Annotated in this window: 17 protein-coding genes and 3 tRNA genes; 14 read left to right on the forward strand and 6 right to left on the reverse strand. The window is 33.0% G+C overall.

From position 1 onward, the window contains the following. Positions 1–24 precede the first annotated feature (24 nt). Positions 25–582, forward strand: coding sequence for a restriction endonuclease subunit S (locus tag PF021_RS00345; protein ID WP_271020406.1), 558 nt, complete (start codon positions 25–27; stop codon positions 580–582). Here PF021_RS00345 and PF021_RS00350 read toward each other — a convergent pair. Beyond that, a complete protein-coding gene (locus tag PF021_RS00350) occupies positions 579–1,787 on the reverse strand; it encodes an NAD(P)/FAD-dependent oxidoreductase (RefSeq protein WP_271020407.1) in 1,209 nt (402 codons plus the stop codon). The two genes, PF021_RS00345 and PF021_RS00350, sit on opposite strands and share 4 nt — an antisense overlap. Before the next feature lie 194 nt (positions 1,788–1,981). Here PF021_RS00350 and PF021_RS00355 point away from each other — a divergent pair, with 194 nt between their 5' ends. After that, on the forward strand, positions 1,982–3,664 hold the full coding sequence (locus PF021_RS00355) for a Na/Pi cotransporter family protein (protein ID WP_271020984.1): 1,683 nt from the start codon (positions 1,982–1,984) through the stop codon (positions 3,662–3,664). Here the strand turns inward: PF021_RS00355 and PF021_RS00360 are convergent. Then, a complete protein-coding gene (locus PF021_RS00360) occupies positions 3,661–4,263 on the reverse strand; it encodes a DedA family protein (RefSeq protein WP_271020409.1) in 603 nt (200 codons plus the stop codon). The genes PF021_RS00355 and PF021_RS00360 overlap by 4 nt on opposite strands. Positions 4,264–4,344: 81 nt before the next feature. Here PF021_RS00360 and PF021_RS00365 point away from each other — a divergent pair, with 81 nt between their 5' ends. Genes PF021_RS00365 through mnmG form a run of 7 tightly spaced genes read left to right on the forward strand, consistent with a single transcriptional unit; the run spans position 4,345 to position 10,084 of the window. Further along, the gene (locus PF021_RS00365) at positions 4,345–5,124 is read left to right on the forward strand and encodes an OmpA/MotB family protein (protein WP_271020411.1); all 780 of its coding nucleotides are present in this window, start codon (positions 4,345–4,347) and stop codon (positions 5,122–5,124) included. A gap of 30 nt (positions 5,125–5,154) precedes the next feature. Further along, the gene (locus tag PF021_RS00370) at positions 5,155–5,781 is read left to right on the forward strand and encodes a carbonic anhydrase (RefSeq protein ID WP_271020985.1); all 627 of its coding nucleotides are present in this window, start codon (positions 5,155–5,157) and stop codon (positions 5,779–5,781) included. Continuing rightward, entirely contained in the window at positions 5,778–6,578 is an 801-nt protein-coding gene (kdsA, locus tag PF021_RS00375; protein ID WP_271020413.1) for a 3-deoxy-8-phosphooctulonate synthase, read from the forward strand. Before PF021_RS00370 ends, kdsA begins: the two co-directional genes overlap by 4 nt. Positions 6,579–6,581: 3 nt before the next feature. Further along, on the forward strand, positions 6,582–7,052 hold the full coding sequence (ribH, locus tag PF021_RS00380) for a 6,7-dimethyl-8-ribityllumazine synthase (RefSeq protein ID WP_271020415.1): 471 nt from the start codon (positions 6,582–6,584) through the stop codon (positions 7,050–7,052). Then, on the forward strand, positions 7,052–7,495 hold the full coding sequence (gene nusB, locus PF021_RS00385) for a transcription antitermination factor NusB (RefSeq protein WP_271020416.1): 444 nt from the start codon (positions 7,052–7,054) through the stop codon (positions 7,493–7,495). Before ribH ends, nusB begins: the two co-directional genes overlap by 1 nt. Further along, positions 7,492–8,196 (forward strand): orotidine-5'-phosphate decarboxylase, encoded by a 705-nt coding sequence (pyrF, locus tag PF021_RS00390; RefSeq protein WP_271020418.1) that lies wholly within the window; start codon positions 7,492–7,494, stop codon positions 8,194–8,196. The genes nusB and pyrF overlap by 4 nt, the downstream gene beginning before the upstream one ends. Further along, entirely contained in the window at positions 8,186–10,084 is a 1,899-nt protein-coding gene (gene mnmG / locus PF021_RS00395) for a tRNA uridine-5-carboxymethylaminomethyl(34) synthesis enzyme MnmG (protein WP_271020419.1), read from the forward strand. The genes pyrF and mnmG overlap by 11 nt, the downstream gene beginning before the upstream one ends. An 11-nt stretch (positions 10,085–10,095) precedes the next feature. Here mnmG and PF021_RS00400 read toward each other — a convergent pair. The 3 genes from PF021_RS00400 to PF021_RS00410 all read right to left on the reverse strand — a co-directional run bounded on the left by PF021_RS00400 (position 10,096) and on the right by PF021_RS00410 (position 10,533). Then, positions 10,096–10,172 (reverse strand) — tRNA-Met (locus PF021_RS00400). 38 nt (positions 10,173–10,210) lie between these two features. Beyond that, positions 10,211–10,285 (reverse strand) — tRNA-Gln (locus PF021_RS00405). 65 nt (positions 10,286–10,350) lie between these two features. Next, a complete protein-coding gene (locus PF021_RS00410) occupies positions 10,351–10,533 on the reverse strand; it encodes a hypothetical protein (RefSeq protein WP_271020420.1) in 183 nt (60 codons plus the stop codon). Between the two features lie 225 nt (positions 10,534–10,758). Here PF021_RS00410 and PF021_RS00415 point away from each other — a divergent pair, with 225 nt between their 5' ends. Next, positions 10,759–11,796, forward strand: coding sequence for a bifunctional 3,4-dihydroxy-2-butanone 4-phosphate synthase/GTP cyclohydrolase II (locus PF021_RS00415; RefSeq protein WP_271020422.1), 1,038 nt, complete (start codon positions 10,759–10,761; stop codon positions 11,794–11,796). Between the two features lie 3 nt (positions 11,797–11,799). Here the strand turns inward: PF021_RS00415 and PF021_RS00420 are convergent. After that, positions 11,800–11,874, reverse strand: a tRNA-Pro gene (locus tag PF021_RS00420). A gap of 83 nt (positions 11,875–11,957) precedes the next feature. Here PF021_RS00420 and PF021_RS00425 point away from each other — a divergent pair. From PF021_RS00425 to PF021_RS00440, 4 genes are all read left to right on the forward strand, one after another. After that, complete coding sequence (locus tag PF021_RS00425; RefSeq protein WP_407081396.1) at positions 11,958–13,034, forward strand: flagellar basal body P-ring protein FlgI; 1,077 nt, start codon at positions 11,958–11,960, stop codon at positions 13,032–13,034. Positions 13,035–13,043: 9 nt separating this feature from the next. Then, on the forward strand, positions 13,044–13,361 hold the full coding sequence (locus PF021_RS00430) for a rod-binding protein (RefSeq protein WP_271020423.1): 318 nt from the start codon (positions 13,044–13,046) through the stop codon (positions 13,359–13,361). Next, positions 13,361–14,368 carry a sensor histidine kinase gene (locus PF021_RS00435; RefSeq protein WP_271020424.1) on the forward strand — a complete coding sequence of 336 codons (1,008 nt, stop codon included), beginning with the start codon at positions 13,361–13,363 and terminating at the stop codon, positions 14,366–14,368. Before PF021_RS00430 ends, PF021_RS00435 begins: the two co-directional genes overlap by 1 nt. Before the next feature lie 64 nt (positions 14,369–14,432). Then, entirely contained in the window at positions 14,433–15,659 is a 1,227-nt protein-coding gene (locus PF021_RS00440; protein ID WP_271020425.1) for an amidohydrolase family protein, read from the forward strand. Positions 15,660–15,663: the final 4 nt, after the last annotated feature.

Raw genomic sequence — 15,663 nt, forward strand, 5'->3', positions numbered from 1 at the left:
ATAGATCCTAAAAGTGATAATTTTATGGATAACTTACCAAGTTTGGAACAAAATAGCCTTAAAACTTACAGCCTAAACGATACACAAAATTTTAGCCTTAGCATTGGCAAAAGAGTGCTAGATAGTGAGCTAGATATAAATGGAGCTATCCCAGTATTTAGTGTAAATGTGAAAAAAGCATTTGGATTTATTAATAAAGAAATTTTACAAGATTATAGCAATGATTGTGTGTTATGGGGGATTGATGGAGATTTTATGGTAGGATTTATGCCAAAAGGTAAGAAATTCTACCCCACAGATCATTGTGGAATTTTAAGCGTAAATGAAGCGGTATTAAATACTAAGATTGTTAGCTTTGCATTAGAGCAAGAAGGAGAAAAAAGAGAATTTTCTCGTACTTTAAGAGCCTCTATTGATAGGATTAGGGATCTTAAAATCACTCTTCCACCGCTAGAGATACAAAACACAATCGCAAAAGAAGTGCAAATTTTAGAAGACAAGATTCAAAGCTTTAAATCTCTTTTGCCACTTTTAGAAAAAAGTAAATCAAAGATTCTAGGACAACCATTAAAAAGTAGCTAATTGCTACTTCTATATCTAAATTGACCCTTTTTTGCGACCATTTTTATCCCACCTATGCTAAAGAGCCATTTATTTTCTATGGTATTTTTCATAAATGCAGCTATTTCACCATTTACATTTTTATGATATACAACGCCAACGCCATCAGTATGCCCTATGGAGCATACTGTGCCTCTGTGGTTGAATTTAAAGGCATGGTTAAATGGTTTGTTCTCTAGTTTTGCACACAATAATTCTGCTACATAGTCTCCCATTTGTGCTGATAGTTGTGCGGTTGGTGCGTGTATTACATCTTTGCTAGTTGCTAATGCACAATCACCAACTACATAGATATTCTCATATTCTTTGCATTGTAAGAATTCATTTACAGGGATTCTGCCTTTTTTGTTTGGTATTATGGAGTTTTCTATTATATCGCTTCCCTTTACACCTGCACTCCATAGAATTGTATTGCCGATTATTTCTTCTAGCTTTCCATTTTTTTCTATTATTACTTTGTGTTTTTGGATTTCTTTTACTTCAGCACTAGATATTATATCTACCCCTAGTGCTTTTAGTTTGGATTCTGCTTTATTTGAGAGTGATTTGCTAAAGACTGGTAGTATTTGTTTTGACCTTCCTATACAGGTTATTTTAGGAATCTTTCTATCAATGCCACATATTAGACATAGCTCATCAAGTTGAGTTGCAAGTTCTGCAGCAAATTCTATCCCAGTAAATCCAGTGCCACATACTATTACATGCAAGTCATCTGGATTTTTTGTGTGGATAAATTCCTTAAATTTATTTTCTATGTTTTTGGTTAGTTTTAGTGCGGTATTTAGTGAAGTAAGCACATAAGTATGCTCATATACGCCTTCTATCCCAAAGCTATCAAGCTTGAATCCTAGACCAATTACTAAATAATCATACTCATATCTTCCGCCATTGCCTATTACTGCATTTTCTGTTGGCAGGATTTCTTTTATTTTGTCCTTTATAAATGTTACTTTGTTTTTATCCAAGATTTTTCTGTAATAGATTCTAGCTTTTCTATCGCTTAGAGTGCCTATGGCAACTTTATGCAGTAGGGTTGTTTGATAGTGATAGTCGTGTTTGCTAATTAGCGTTATATCAGCCTTTACTTTTAGTTTCCTTTGTAGTCCTAGTGCGACTTTAAGCCCCCCATATCCACCACCTATTATTAGAATCTTTTTTTTATCCATTTTATGCCCCTTACCCAATTTTATAATATGAGTATAAAAAATAATAGTTAAAAAATTTTTTAATTTTTTGTGTGATTATTTTTTGGATATAATCTTGCATTTTGTTGTTGGGGGAGATTGTGTATAAAAGATATTTGCTATTAGTATTAATTGCACTTCTTGTTTATTTTTTAATTGTTTTTCCAGAGCTTGGCATGATATTGGCAGGTGTTGCTATATTGCTTGTTGGAATGTCAAATTTAGGCAATGGGTTTAAGTCTTTTAGTGGTGGTCTTTTAGAAAAAATCTTAAAAAAATCAACAGATACTAGGGTAAAGAGTATAGCATTTGGAACAATAACCACAATTCTTATGCAAAGCTCTACTTTAGTATCTGTTATTTCTATATCATTTTTAGGTGCTGGTCTTATCACTCTAGCACAAGGTATAGGGATTGTCTTTGGTGCGAATTTAGGAAATAGTGCTGGTTCGTGGTTAATTGTAGGGCTTACAAAGATAAATATATCAACTCTAGCTATACCTTTGGTTGTAAGTGGTGCTTTATTGGGTTTTCAAAAAGATTCAGTGCTAAAGGGCTTAGGAAGTGTATTTATAGGGATTGGATTTTTCTTTTTGGGGGTTGATTATATTAAAAGTGGCTTTGAATCTTACAAAGAAATAATGGATTTATCGAAGTTTAACTTTACAGGCATGAAAGGAGTGCTAATCTTTGTCGCGCTTGGTGCGATAACTACGGGTATAGTGCAGTCAAGCCACGCTACAATAGCAATTATTATATCAGCATTAATAAGTAATCAAATAACTTACGAAAATGCACTTGCTGCAACATTGGGAACTAGTGTAGGTGGTGTAGTAACTGCCGTTGTAGCATCTCTTAGCACGAATCTTGATGGCAAGAAACTTGCAGTTGCAAATTGTATTTTTAACTTTACTATTGCGCTAATTGTTATTGTTTTGTTTCCGTTTTTTGTTAATTTAGTAAATCTTGTAGCGGATATTTTAGGGATAGAAAACATAGCATTAAAGACTGCATTATTCCATACTCTCTTCAACCTTGTAGCTGTTATTTTGATATCTATGTTTGTAGGGCAGATTGTTGCATTTTTGGACAGAGTGATAAAAGAACCTAAAAATAGGGACACTGATAGACCACTATATCTTAATAATAATATTTTAGAATACCCAGATACTGCCATTGAAGCACTGCAAAAGGAGAGTGAGCATTTATATAATAACGCCTATGCAATGATTGCTCATACAATAGGATTCAATCGTAGTGATATAAGAAGCAAGGAGAGTTTTGACTTTATAGTTGAGAACAAAAAGTGGTTTAGCGGTAGTGTTGATTTGGATTATTTATATAGACAAAAGATAAAGGTCTTATTTGACGCTATTATGGAGTTTTCTACAAAGGCACAATTATATGCAGATGATGAAGCAAAAGTGCATAGAATCTTTTCTTTCAAACTTGCATCAAGAAATATCACTGAAGCCACAAAGAATCTTAAAATAATACAAGGCAATATGAAAGTCTATGCAAATTCAACAAACAAATATCTAGCAGATGAATATAATGAAATGAGAAAAGATATGGGGGAACTCTTGCGTAGCATAGAAAAGCTAAAGCTAATGAAAGATGAAAGTGTTCATTTAATATTGCAGAATCTAAAAGGTGCAGAAAAACTCTTAAAAGAGAAAGATTATAGTGCATTTCATAGAGTAGAAACTCTAATAACAGAAAATAAAATAAGTGTAACTAATGGAACTTCTATATTGAACGATAGTGCGTTTATGGCACAAATTGCTATAAATTTAATTGAAGCAGTTGTTATAATATTTGCAAAAGATGAATATAGTGAGGAGATAAAGCAAGACTAATTTTGTCTATGCTTTTTTTGATAGTAGATGTATATTGAAATGCCAATTGCAACTAATATAACTAGTGATAGTGTTATTATGTGTAGATATTCTCTTAAAAGCCCTTCATTCTGTCCTAAAAAGTATCCAAGTGCAGTTAGTATAACAACCCAAATACCAGCCCCAAGAGATGTGTAAAGACAAAATAAAAATAAATTCATCTTGCCAATTCCAGCAGGTAGAGAAATGTATTGTCTAATTACAGGTATCAATCTTCCACTAAAAGTTGAGATATGTCCGTGTTTATTGAAGAATTGTTCCATTTTATTCATTGTTTCAGGTTTGAAAAATACATACTTGCCATACTTTATAAGAATCTCTCTTCCTAAATATAATGCTAGATAATAATTAATTAATGCACCAGCTAGTGAGCCAGCAATCCCGCATAAAATAGCAATGAAAAAATTCATCTCTCCTTTATGTGCTAAGTATCCAGCAGGTATCATTACTATTTCGCTTGGGAATGGTATAAAGCTACTTTCAAGCAACATCATAATAAAGATTCCCAAATATCCAAATGCACTAACGCTATCTACAATAAAGTTAATAATCTCTTCCAAAATACGCTCTTTTTAAGTTTGATTTTGTAATTATAAGTGATTTTTTATATAATACAAAACATAAATAAAGAAAGGTAAATTGTGGCAAAAGAAAAATTAAGATGTCCTCCGTGTGATTGTCCCAAAGGTGTTCCGTTATGGCTTGGGACTTATGGAGATATGGTTACTCTTATTCTTACATTTTTTATTCTTTTGCTATCTATGGCTTCATTTGATAAAGAGAGAATCGCACAAGCGATAGGTTCGGTAGAAGGTGCGTTGTCTATTTTAGAAAAAGGCTCTCAATCCCAAATAAATCCTCCACAACCAATAAAAGCTACTCCTATGGAAACAGAAGTTGAGATGGATAATGTGGTTAATATCTTTGCTTCTTTAATTACAGAATATAATGAAGTAAATAGAATCTCAAATGGTCCAAGCGTAGAGTTAGAAGAAGCGGAGAAAGGGATAGTTATAAGAATCCCAAATGAATTATTATTTGATAATGGAAGTGCTATTTTAAGCAACTCAAGTGGGATAGCCTTCTTAAAGCGTTTATCACTAGAGTTTAGAAAAATGCCAAATGCAGTGCTAATAAAGAGCATAGGACATACTGATAATACTCCTATTATGAGAGATTCTGTGTTTGCTGATAATTTTGAATTATCAATTGCAAGAGGCGTTAATGTAGCAGACCTTATAATAAATGAGGGTGTTGATAACTCTAGGATAACAGGCGGTGGAGAAGGAGAGTATTCTCCTATTGCAAGTAATGATATACCAAGTCTTAGAGCTAAAAATAGACGTGTTGATTTGTATGTTTATAGTATAGGACAGGATTTATCTGCAGCTGCTCAATCTATAAACAAAGTAACTCCATAAAGAGAAATAATGCAAGAACAAGAAACGTCAATAGACACTTTATTTAAGGGTGTCATTAAGTTTAAAGAAGAAAATTTTTCACATTATAAAGAATTATTTAGAGATTTAAAAGAGGGGCAAAATCCGCACACATTGTTTGTTGGGTGTTCGGATTCTAGAGTTGTGCCAAATTTAATTACAAATACTTTGCCGGGTGAGTTGTTTGTCGTTAGAAATATTGCAAACATTGTGCCTCCATATAGAAAGGTAGATGAAAGTTTGGCTACCACTTCTGCTATTGAGTATGCATTATGTGAGCTAAATGTAGAAAATATAATAATTTGCGGTCATTCTCATTGTGGAGGTTGTGCTGCTTTGTATGATGAGGAGCATTATAATGCAATGCCAAATGTTAAAAATTGGCTAAAATTAATTGAAGATATAAAGATAAAAGTGCTTGATTTAAAACCAGAAAATGAGGCTTTGAGAGCATTTTATACAGAACAAATGAATATAGAAAAGCAAATAAGGAATCTCTTTACATATCCGGAAGTAAAGGAAAAATATCTAGCAAGAACGTTGCATATTTATGGTTGGCACTATATTATAGAAAGTGGCGAAGTGTATAGCTATGATTTTAAAAAACAAGAATTTAATTTATTAAAGGCGGAGAAATGATTATTGTTGCTGGACCTTGTGTTATAGAGAATGATGAGATTTTAGAAGAAATTGCAGAGAGTTTAAAAGATATAGCAAATAATCCAAAAGTTACATTTTATTTCAAATCTAGTTTTGATAAGGCAAATAGAACTAGTTTGGATTCTTATCGAGGACCTGGTTTGGAGAAAGGCTTGGAATCTTTAGCAAAAATCAAGCAAAAATTTGGATATAAACTGCTAACAGACATACATGAGACATATCAAGCAAGGTTGGCAGCAGAGATTGTAGATGTATTACAGATTCCTGCGTTTCTATGTAGGCAGACAGATTTAATAGTAGAGAGTGCGAAGAGCAAAGCTATTGTTAATATTAAAAAGGGTCAATTTATGAATCCAAAAGATATGCAATATTCTGTTTTAAAGGCATTAAAGATTCGTGGTGGAGAGAATGCAACTTATGATGAATCTAAAAAGCATGGTATATATCTAACAGAACGAGGAAGTAGTTTTGGCTATGGTAATTTGGTTGTAGATATGAGATCATTATCTATTATGAGAGAGTTTGCACCAGTTATCTTTGATGCTACTCATGCGGTGCAGATGCCAGGTGGTGCTAATGGTAAGAGTGGTGGAGATTCTAAATTCGCCCCACTTTTAGCTAGGGCTGCTAGTGCTGTTGGTATTGATGGGTTATTTGCTGAAGTGCATGTAAATCCAAAAAAAGCATTAAGCGATGGTCCAAATATGTTAAAACCAAATGAGCTTATAAGTCTTTGTGATACTATTTTAGAGATTGATAAATTAATAAAAGGATAGAATATGCAAGTGATCGAAGGAAAATTATCTCTTTTGGGAGATGAAAAAATTGCAATTATTTCAAGTAGGTTTAATCACATAATTACTGATAGGCTTGTAGAGGGTGCTAAAGATTGCTTTCTAAGGCATGGTGGCAGGGAAGATAATTTATTTCATATATTGGTTCCTGGTGCATTTGAAATACCATTTGCATTAGAGAAAATATTATCTCAAGGTGATTATGATGGAGTATGTTGTCTTGGTGCAATAATTAGAGGAAGCACACCTCATTTTGATTATGTAAGTGCTGAATCTACAAAAGGAATAGCAAATGTAACCATACGATATGGTGCTGCTGTAACTTTTGGTGTCCTAACTACTGATACAATAGAACAAGCAATTGAAAGAGCTGGAAGTAAAAGTGGAAACAAGGGTTTTGAATCTATGTCTAATCTTATAGAGCTTATAAACTTATATAGAAAAATTGGTGCATAATGGCTACTAGAGGACAGGCAAGAGAAGCTGTTGTGCAGTTGATGTATGCTTATGGTAGCGGAAATAGTGGTATTGTAAAGTTTGTAGATGAAATATTAGAAGAGAAAAAAATTAAAAATCAACAACGAGAGTTTGCATTAGGATTGTTTAATGGGATTTTGGAGCATTTAGAAGAAATAGATTTAAGAATCACCCATCAGTTAAAGAACTGGGATTTCTCTAGGATTGGAGATATGGAGAGGGCAATTTTGAGGCTTGGTGCATATGAGATAATATTTAGCGATACTGATAAAGCAGTTGCTATTAATGAAGCATTAGAAATAGCAAAAATATTTGGAAATGATAATTCAACTAGATTTATAAATGGGATCTTAGATGGTGTAAGCAAGAATCTGAAAATAAAATTACAAGACATACAAGAGGCACTTAAGGATAATAAATGAAACTTTGTGTTGCATTAGATATGGATAGTAAGCATGATAATCTATCTCTTTTGGAGAGCTTAAAAGAATATGATGACTTGTATGTAAAAGTTGGGTTAAGGAGTTTTATTAGAGATGGATATTTATTTTTAGATGAGATTCGTAAAATTGCTAATTTTAAAATATTTTTGGACTTAAAGCTATATGATATACCAAATACTATGTGTGATAGTATTGATGAGATAATAAAATTGGGAATCGATATGGTAACAATTCACGCAAGCAGTGGAAGAGAGGCTATGAATAGCATAGCTACAAAATTATCAAAAGTGCAAAATCCACCTATTATTCTTGCAGTAACAGCACTTACTAGTTTTGATGATTCTAATTTATTTGAGATATATAATGATAGTTTAGAATCTTGTGTGTTGAAGTTTGCAAAATTATCATATGAATGTGGAATAAATGGTGTTGTATGCTCATGCTTTGAATCTAAAATGATAAAAACAAATATAGGAAATGATTTTTTAACCCTTACGCCGGGGATTCGTCCATTTGGCGAGAGTGTAGGAGACCAAAAGCGTGTAGCAAATATTAAAGAAGCTTTCGATTCCAAGAGTGATTTTATCGTTGTTGGGCGTCCAATATATAAAGCACAAAACCCAAAAGAAGCTGTAAAGAGAATATTAAACGAGATAAAAAGAGTTAGCAATGAAATATGATGTAATCGTTATTGGTGGTGGTCATGCGGGTATTGAATCTGCAATAGTATCTGCTAAGATGGGTTGTAAGACACTGCTTTTAACAATGCTAGTAGAACAAATTGGAGCTGCTAGTTGTAATCCTGCAGTAGGTGGGCTTGGTAAGGGACATTTGGTAAAGGAAGTAGATGCATTAGGTGGTGTAATGGGATATATCACTGATAAGTGTGGGATTCAATTTAGAACACTAAATGCCTCAAAAGGTCCTGCTGTTCGAGGCACAAGAGCCCAAATAGATATGGATAGATATAAAATAGTAGCTAGAGATATATGCTATAACACGCAAAACTTGGAAGTCTCACAACAATTAGTTGAATCTTTAATTGTAAAAAACAATGAGGTAGAGGGCGTTAAAACAAGTATAGGCAAAATATATAAGGCAAAGAAAGTTGTCTTAACTACGGGGACATTTTTAAGAGGGAAGATTCATATAGGTGAGAATACCTCTAACAATGGTAGAGCAGGTGAGCAGCCAGCACAAGCTTTAGGAGAGTATTTAGAATCTTTAGGGCTTGAGGTAGGTAGGCTAAAGACTGGGACATGTGCTAGAATAAAAGCTAGTAGTATAAATTTTAGTAATTTAGAAAAACATCATGGTGATATACCAGCTCCTTATTTTAGCAATAAAACAAAAAAAGAGTTAAATGGCAATGAGTTTAACCCAGTGCAATTACCATGCTATGTAACATATACAAATGAAAAAACACACAAAATAATAAGTGATAATTTTCATAGAGCACCTATGTTTACTGGACAAATAGAAGGTGTTGGTCCTAGATATTGTCCAAGTATAGAAGATAAAATAAATAGATTTAAAGATAAAGAAAGACATCAGTTGTTCTTAGAACCACAAACGCTAGAGGCAAATGAATATTATATAAATGGACTTACAACTTCCTTGCCATATGATGTTCAAGAAGAATTAATACGAAGTATAGAAGGTTTAGAGAATGCAGAGATTGTGCGATATGGATATGCTATTGAGTATGATTATATAAATCCTACGGAATTAAAGCATACATTAGAGACAAAAAAAATAAAGAATCTTTATTGTGCAGGACAGATAAATGGCACTACTGGGTATGAAGAAGCAGCAGCACAAGGGATATTTGCTGGGATTAATGCTGCACTTAGTGCTAAGGGAAAAGATGAGGTTTATTTAAGAAGAAATGAATCTTATATTGGTGTTATGGTTGATGATTTGGTAACTAAGGGCACAAAAGAGCCTTATAGAATGTTTAGTTCAAGGGCAGAGTATAGGCTTTTATTGCGTGAAGGCAATGCGATTTTTAGGCTTGGTAAATTATCTTTTGAGCTTGGGCTTATGAGTGAGTGTGATTATAAGGAATTGCAAAAGGATTTAGAAGATATACAAATTGGTCTAAATTGGTTAAATGGTTCTGTTACGCCTACGGCATCTGTTTTGCAGTTTTTAGAGAGTATAGATGAAGATAAAATAAGCGATAAGACTACATGGCAAACGATAGTTTCAAGAAGGACATTTGATATGCCAAAACTCCTAGAGTTAATAAAGTTTGCTAATGCACCTTTTGGTTCATTTTCTCAAAGGTCATTAGAGGAGATATTAGTAGAATCTAAATATATGACCTATATACAAAAACAACAAGCAATGATTGATAATATGGATAAAATGCTAAGTATTAAGATTCCAGATGGGTTTGTTTATAAAAATATATCTGGTTTGAGTTTAGAAGTGATAGAAAAGCTAGAAAAGAATCAGCCAAAAAGTCTATTTGAAGCAAGTCAAATAAGTGGAGTTACACCTGCTAGTTTGGAAGTTCTACAATTATATATACATTTGGAAGATAAAAAGAATAAAAGTAAGTGAGAAATTAAAATTGGTAGCGGGGGGCGGATTTGAACCACCGACCTTTGGGTTATGAGCCCAACGAGCTACCGGGCTGCTCTACCCCGCGATAAATATAACTAAAAATGTTAAAAATCATTTTGATTGTGGCTGGGGTACAAGGATTCGAACCTCGGAATGGCTGGACCAAAACCAGCTGCCTTACCGCTTGGCGATACCCCAATGTTTTAAGAAATCGGATTATATATAAAAAAGGCTCGTTTGTCAAGAATTAGTAAAGGCAAAAATTATATATCTAATTTTTTTGCCAATGCTGTTCTAATTGCTTCTTCTTTTGAAGATTTTTCCTGTATTTTTCTTTCTATTACGCTTTTATCAGCTTCAAGTTTTGCTATCTGCTTTCTTATGTTTGTTAAAAACGAAACTAACTTTCTCTCATTATATACCTCAAAATTTTGTTGTGTTGTCATTAGAATTCCTTATTGTATTCGTAACTAATAATGCTAAAAATTTGCTTTATATTTCTTTAAATAAAATTTTATTTTTATTAAACTTTTTATCTTATAAATTTTATTATAAAATAATTAATAATTTTTGATTAATATTGACTTTTTGGGTTAATTATCAATTAAAGAGAGTATTTATAAAATTTTTAATTTTTAGTTTATATAAAGTTGTTTTGGCAAGGAAATTATATGAGTAAAAATGAAGCTATTTTAAGGGTAGAGCAATCCATAGAAGCTATCAAAAATGGTGAAATGATAATAATAATGGATGATGAAGATAGGGAAAATGAGGGTGATTTGGTTATGGCTGGAATCTTTAGCACACCAGATAAGATAAACTTCATGGCTCAATATGCAAGGGGTTTAATTTGTGTCTCTATCACTGAAAAGATAGCAAATGATTTAGATTTGCCACCTATGGTGGCATCAAATAGCTCAAATCATAATACAGCATTTACTATATCAATAGATGCAAAAGAGGCAAAAACAGGAATCTCTGCTTATGAGAGAAGTTTGACGATAGAGCTTATGTGTAGAGCCAATGCTAAGCCAGATGATTTTGTAAGACCTGGACATATCTTTCCACTTGTAGCAAAAGAGGGTGGAGTATTAGAAAGGACGGGACACACTGAAGCTAGTATTGATATTTGTAAATTAGCTGGACTTAAGCCAGTTAGCGTGATTTGTGAGATAATGAAAGAAGATGGGCTTATGGCTAGAAGAGATGATAAATTTTTAATTGATTTTGCTTCTAAACATTCTTTAAAGATTCTATATGTATCAGACTTAATAGAATATAGAATGCAGTCTGAAAACCTAGTTAGCATACAAAGTGAAGAATCTTCTAGTTTTTTTGATTTTGATGTTACTAAGACTTCTTTTAAAGATCATATAGGAAGGATTCATATTGCATACAAGTTTGGAGATACTAGCAAGATTCCTTATGTGAAATTCCACATTGTAGATGAGGATATATTATTGCTAGAAGATTTTTCTAGATTCAATGAACTTGTAAAATCAATAGATATATTAAAAGAGCATGTAGGCTATCTTGTGTTTTTAAGAACTAGTAAAAATTCCGATATAAAAGAGCTTGGGATAGGTGCGCAGATTCTAAAGTTACTTGGCATTTTGGACTTTAAACTAATTAGTTCTACAAAAAATGAAGATAGTTTTATGGTGCTAAATGGATTTAATTTAAAGATAGTTGAGGTAATTAAACCTTAAGTTTCGGAGTAGCGGGATTTGAACCCACGACCTCACCCACCCCAAGGGTGTGCGCTAGCCAGACTGCGCTATACTCCGATGTGTTGCGTATTGTAGCATATTGATAGTTGGAATGCAATTTGCTTATTTTTGCTAATAAATATAGCAAAAGGATTTGAAATATGAACATGTTTAAAGGGATTTTAACAATAACTTTGTTTTTTACGCTACCAATGTATGCTGCAAAGGTTAGCGATTTAGCAAATATCGTCGGCGTTAGGGATAATCAACTAATAGGTTATGGTTTGGTTGTGGGTCTAAATGGGACTGGCGATAAGACTACCTCTACTTTTACAATGCAATCAATGTCAAACATGCTAGAGAGTGTAAATGTAAAAATAGATCCAAATGATATACAATCAAAGAATGTTGCTGCTGTAATGGTTACTGCTAAGCTTCCTCCATTTGCAAGACAAGGTGATAAGCTTGATATTTTAGTCTCAAGTATTGGTGATGCGAAGTCTTTAGAAGGTGGGACATTGTTGTTAACTCCTCTTAGTGGTTTAGATGGGAGAATCTATGCTGTCGCTCAAGGTGCTGTAGGTATAGGTGGTAAAAGCGAAAGAGGCGGTGCAGCAAACCACCCACTAGTTGCCACATTACCAAATGGCGGTATTGTTGAGAGAGAAGTTGTATATGATTTGTATAGCAAAACAAATGCAACTCTTAGTTTAAAAGAATCTAATTTTCAAAATGTAGTTAGAATCCAAACTAGGATTAATGAGACATTTGCTCCTGCTACAAATAGTGATTCAAATGCAACAAATTCTGTTGCAGTTGCCGTAGATCCAAGAACAATAAGATTACAAAAGCCAGAAAATATAAGCATGGTTGAATTTCTAGCTAGGGTTCAAAATATTGATGTTGATTATGTAAAAGAAGATAGAATAATAATAAATGAAAGAACAGGAACGGTTATAGCAGGGCTTGGCGTTGAGGTATCTCCTATTGTTGTAACTCATAACAATATAACAATAAAAGTATCAAATGAGCCTATAAATGACCCAGAAGCGGTTGATATGGGCAGTGGTGCGTCATTTAGCCCTCAACAAGCAATGGTAGCAAGTGCGAATAATCCTACTATCTCTAGCGTCACAAGAGCATTGCAAAGAATGGGTGCTACTCCAAAAGATATGATAGCTATAATTGAGACAATGAAAAAAGCCGGTGCTTTTAATGCTGATTTGGAAATAATTTAAGGAGGATTCATGGCAATTGATTTTAATGGCATTAGCGGATATAGCAAAGATTTGTTAGATGTTGCTAAAAAAGCACCAGAAATTACAAAAACAGATGATGATTCAAGGCTAAGAGAACAAACAGATGCCTTTGAGGCGTTGATTTTAAAGACTATACTTGATACATCTTTAAAACTAGAAGATCCTCTATATCCAAAAGCACCCGGACATGACATATATGAATCCATGTATAAAGATACACTATCACAATCTCTTAGCGGTAGTTTTGGATATAGTGATTTGCTATATGGTTATTTAAAAGATTTACAAAAACAACAAGGCTTATAGTGATAGATCAAAATTTATTGGAATCTTTAAGTAGTAGCGATAAGGAATCTTTTGCAAAAGGGCTAAAAGAGTTAATCACACAAACATATGAAGTAGAAAAAGAATTTGTTGAATTAAGGGCTCTCTTTGAAGAGGTATTGGATATTTTGCCAACTGCTGTATGGGTACTAGAAGAGGGTGGGGAAATATTTTATCAAAATTCTTTTGCAAGCGAGATTTCAAATCTTTTGGAATTTTTGGATATACGCAATTTGCAACGACAAGAAATTGAGCTTGAATCTAGTGTGTATTTGGTTCAAATAAATAAAAAGCTAAACAAATTTATAATTACTGCTACTGATATTACAAGTGAAAAAAGGCGTGAAAGACTAGCATCTATGGGGCAAATATCAGCACATTTAGCACATGAGATAAGGAATCCTGTAGGCTCTGTTGCACTTTTAGCCTCTACACTTATAAATAAAGTTGATTTAAAAAACAAGCCTCTAGTTTTAGAGATAAAAAAATCAATTTGGCGTGTGGAGAGGATTGTTAAGGCTACATTGCTGTTTTCAAAAGGTGTGCATGTAAATAAAAGCACAATAAACCCTGAAAACATAAAAGAAGAATTAGAAGAATCTCTAGGGTATTACACATATTCTAAAGATATAGATTTGAAGCTAAAGTTTGATAGCTCACAAATAGAAGCTGATTTTGATTTATTGTGTATAGTTTTGCAGAACTTTTTGTTTAATGCTGTTGATGCAATTGAAGAGAGTGATAATGATAGTGGTTTAATAGAGATATTTTATAGTATCGTTAATGATAAAGCAGAATTTAAAATTTATGATAGTGGCAAACAAATTGAGAATCCTCAAATATTATTTGAACCATTTAAAAGCACAAAATTAAAGGGTAATGGGCTTGGATTAGCATTGTCATTACAGATTATTGAAGCACATGGCGGAAGTATAGAATTACTAGATGAAGATAAAAAAGGTTTTAGAATAATTATCCCTACAAAATAGTTTTTTATTAAGTTTTATCTTTAATTTTGCAATAATCTTTTAAAAATTCTTGCAAGGTTATTTTATGGTAATTAAGGGTGCTATGATATGTGATGCCCTCTTGGAGCAAAAGGGTGATATAAGAATAGAAGGTGATAGGATAGTAAAAGTAGAACGAAGCATTATGCCAAGTGCTGGAGAGGAGGTCTTTCATGCAGATGGATTTACTCTTTTGCCTAGTGCTATTGACTTAAATACTAGACTTCATAATGATGTATTAACCAAAGAAAATATATTGAATCTTTCACAAAAAGCAGCAGTTGGTGGAGTAGGAATGCTTGCGTTAATGCCTGATTGCAAACCATCTTTAAGCACTGAACTTGGCATGGAGTTATTATCTGTTTTACAACATGAACTAAGTGTCAAAATAATTGGTATAACTTCTAATTTAACAGATGAAGAGAGCGGGATTCCGCCAATATCATCTTTACACAAAAAAGGTGCTAGAGGTATTTTTAGCAAATCTAGCATAAGTGGAAATTTGTTGCGTAGGACTTGTGAGTTTGCTACAATGCTTGATTTGCCAATGTTTTTTGATTGTGATGATGAATCTTTGAGTAAAGATGGAGTTATGAATGATGGTGAGCTTAGTGCATCTTTAGGGCTTAGTGGGATTTTATCTCTAAGTGAGACAAAAGAAGTTGCTATGATGTGTGAGGTTGCTTCATTTATGGGCGTTAGAGCTATATTTAATGCTATTTCTTCTGATAGGAGTGTAGAAATTTTAAAAGAAGCAAAAAAGAAAAATCCAAATATTTTCATACAAACTTCGATACATCATCTAATTTTAACCGAAGATTTGTGCAACAATTACAACACTGCAGCAAAAATTAAACCACCTCTAAAATCAGAATCTACTCGTTCTAAATTGACAAAAAGAGCCAAAAAGCTAGAAATAGACTTGCTAACTTCTCTGCAATCATCACAATCTCTATCTAAAAAAGACCTAGCCTTTGATGAGGCGGCATTTGGCATAGATATGATAGAGTATTTTATCCCTATGTGTTATAGTCTGCTTGTGAAAAATGAGCATATGAGGTTTAGCGATTTAAGCAAGATTCTATCATTCAATCCAGCACAGATATTAAAGCTAGATGATGTTGGGCTGATAAAGGAAGGTTATTTGGCTAATTTTTGTTTGCTTGATACAAAAGAGACGCAAATGATAGGTGCTAAAGATTCACCTTATTATGATTGGATATTTAGTGGCAAGGTTAAACATCATTTTATAGGTGGCAAGCAAATTTTTTAAGGAT

It is taken from the genome of Helicobacter ibis (genome assembly GCF_027859255.1).
Lineage (GTDB): Bacteria > Campylobacterota > Campylobacteria > Campylobacterales > Helicobacteraceae > Helicobacter_D > Helicobacter_D ibis.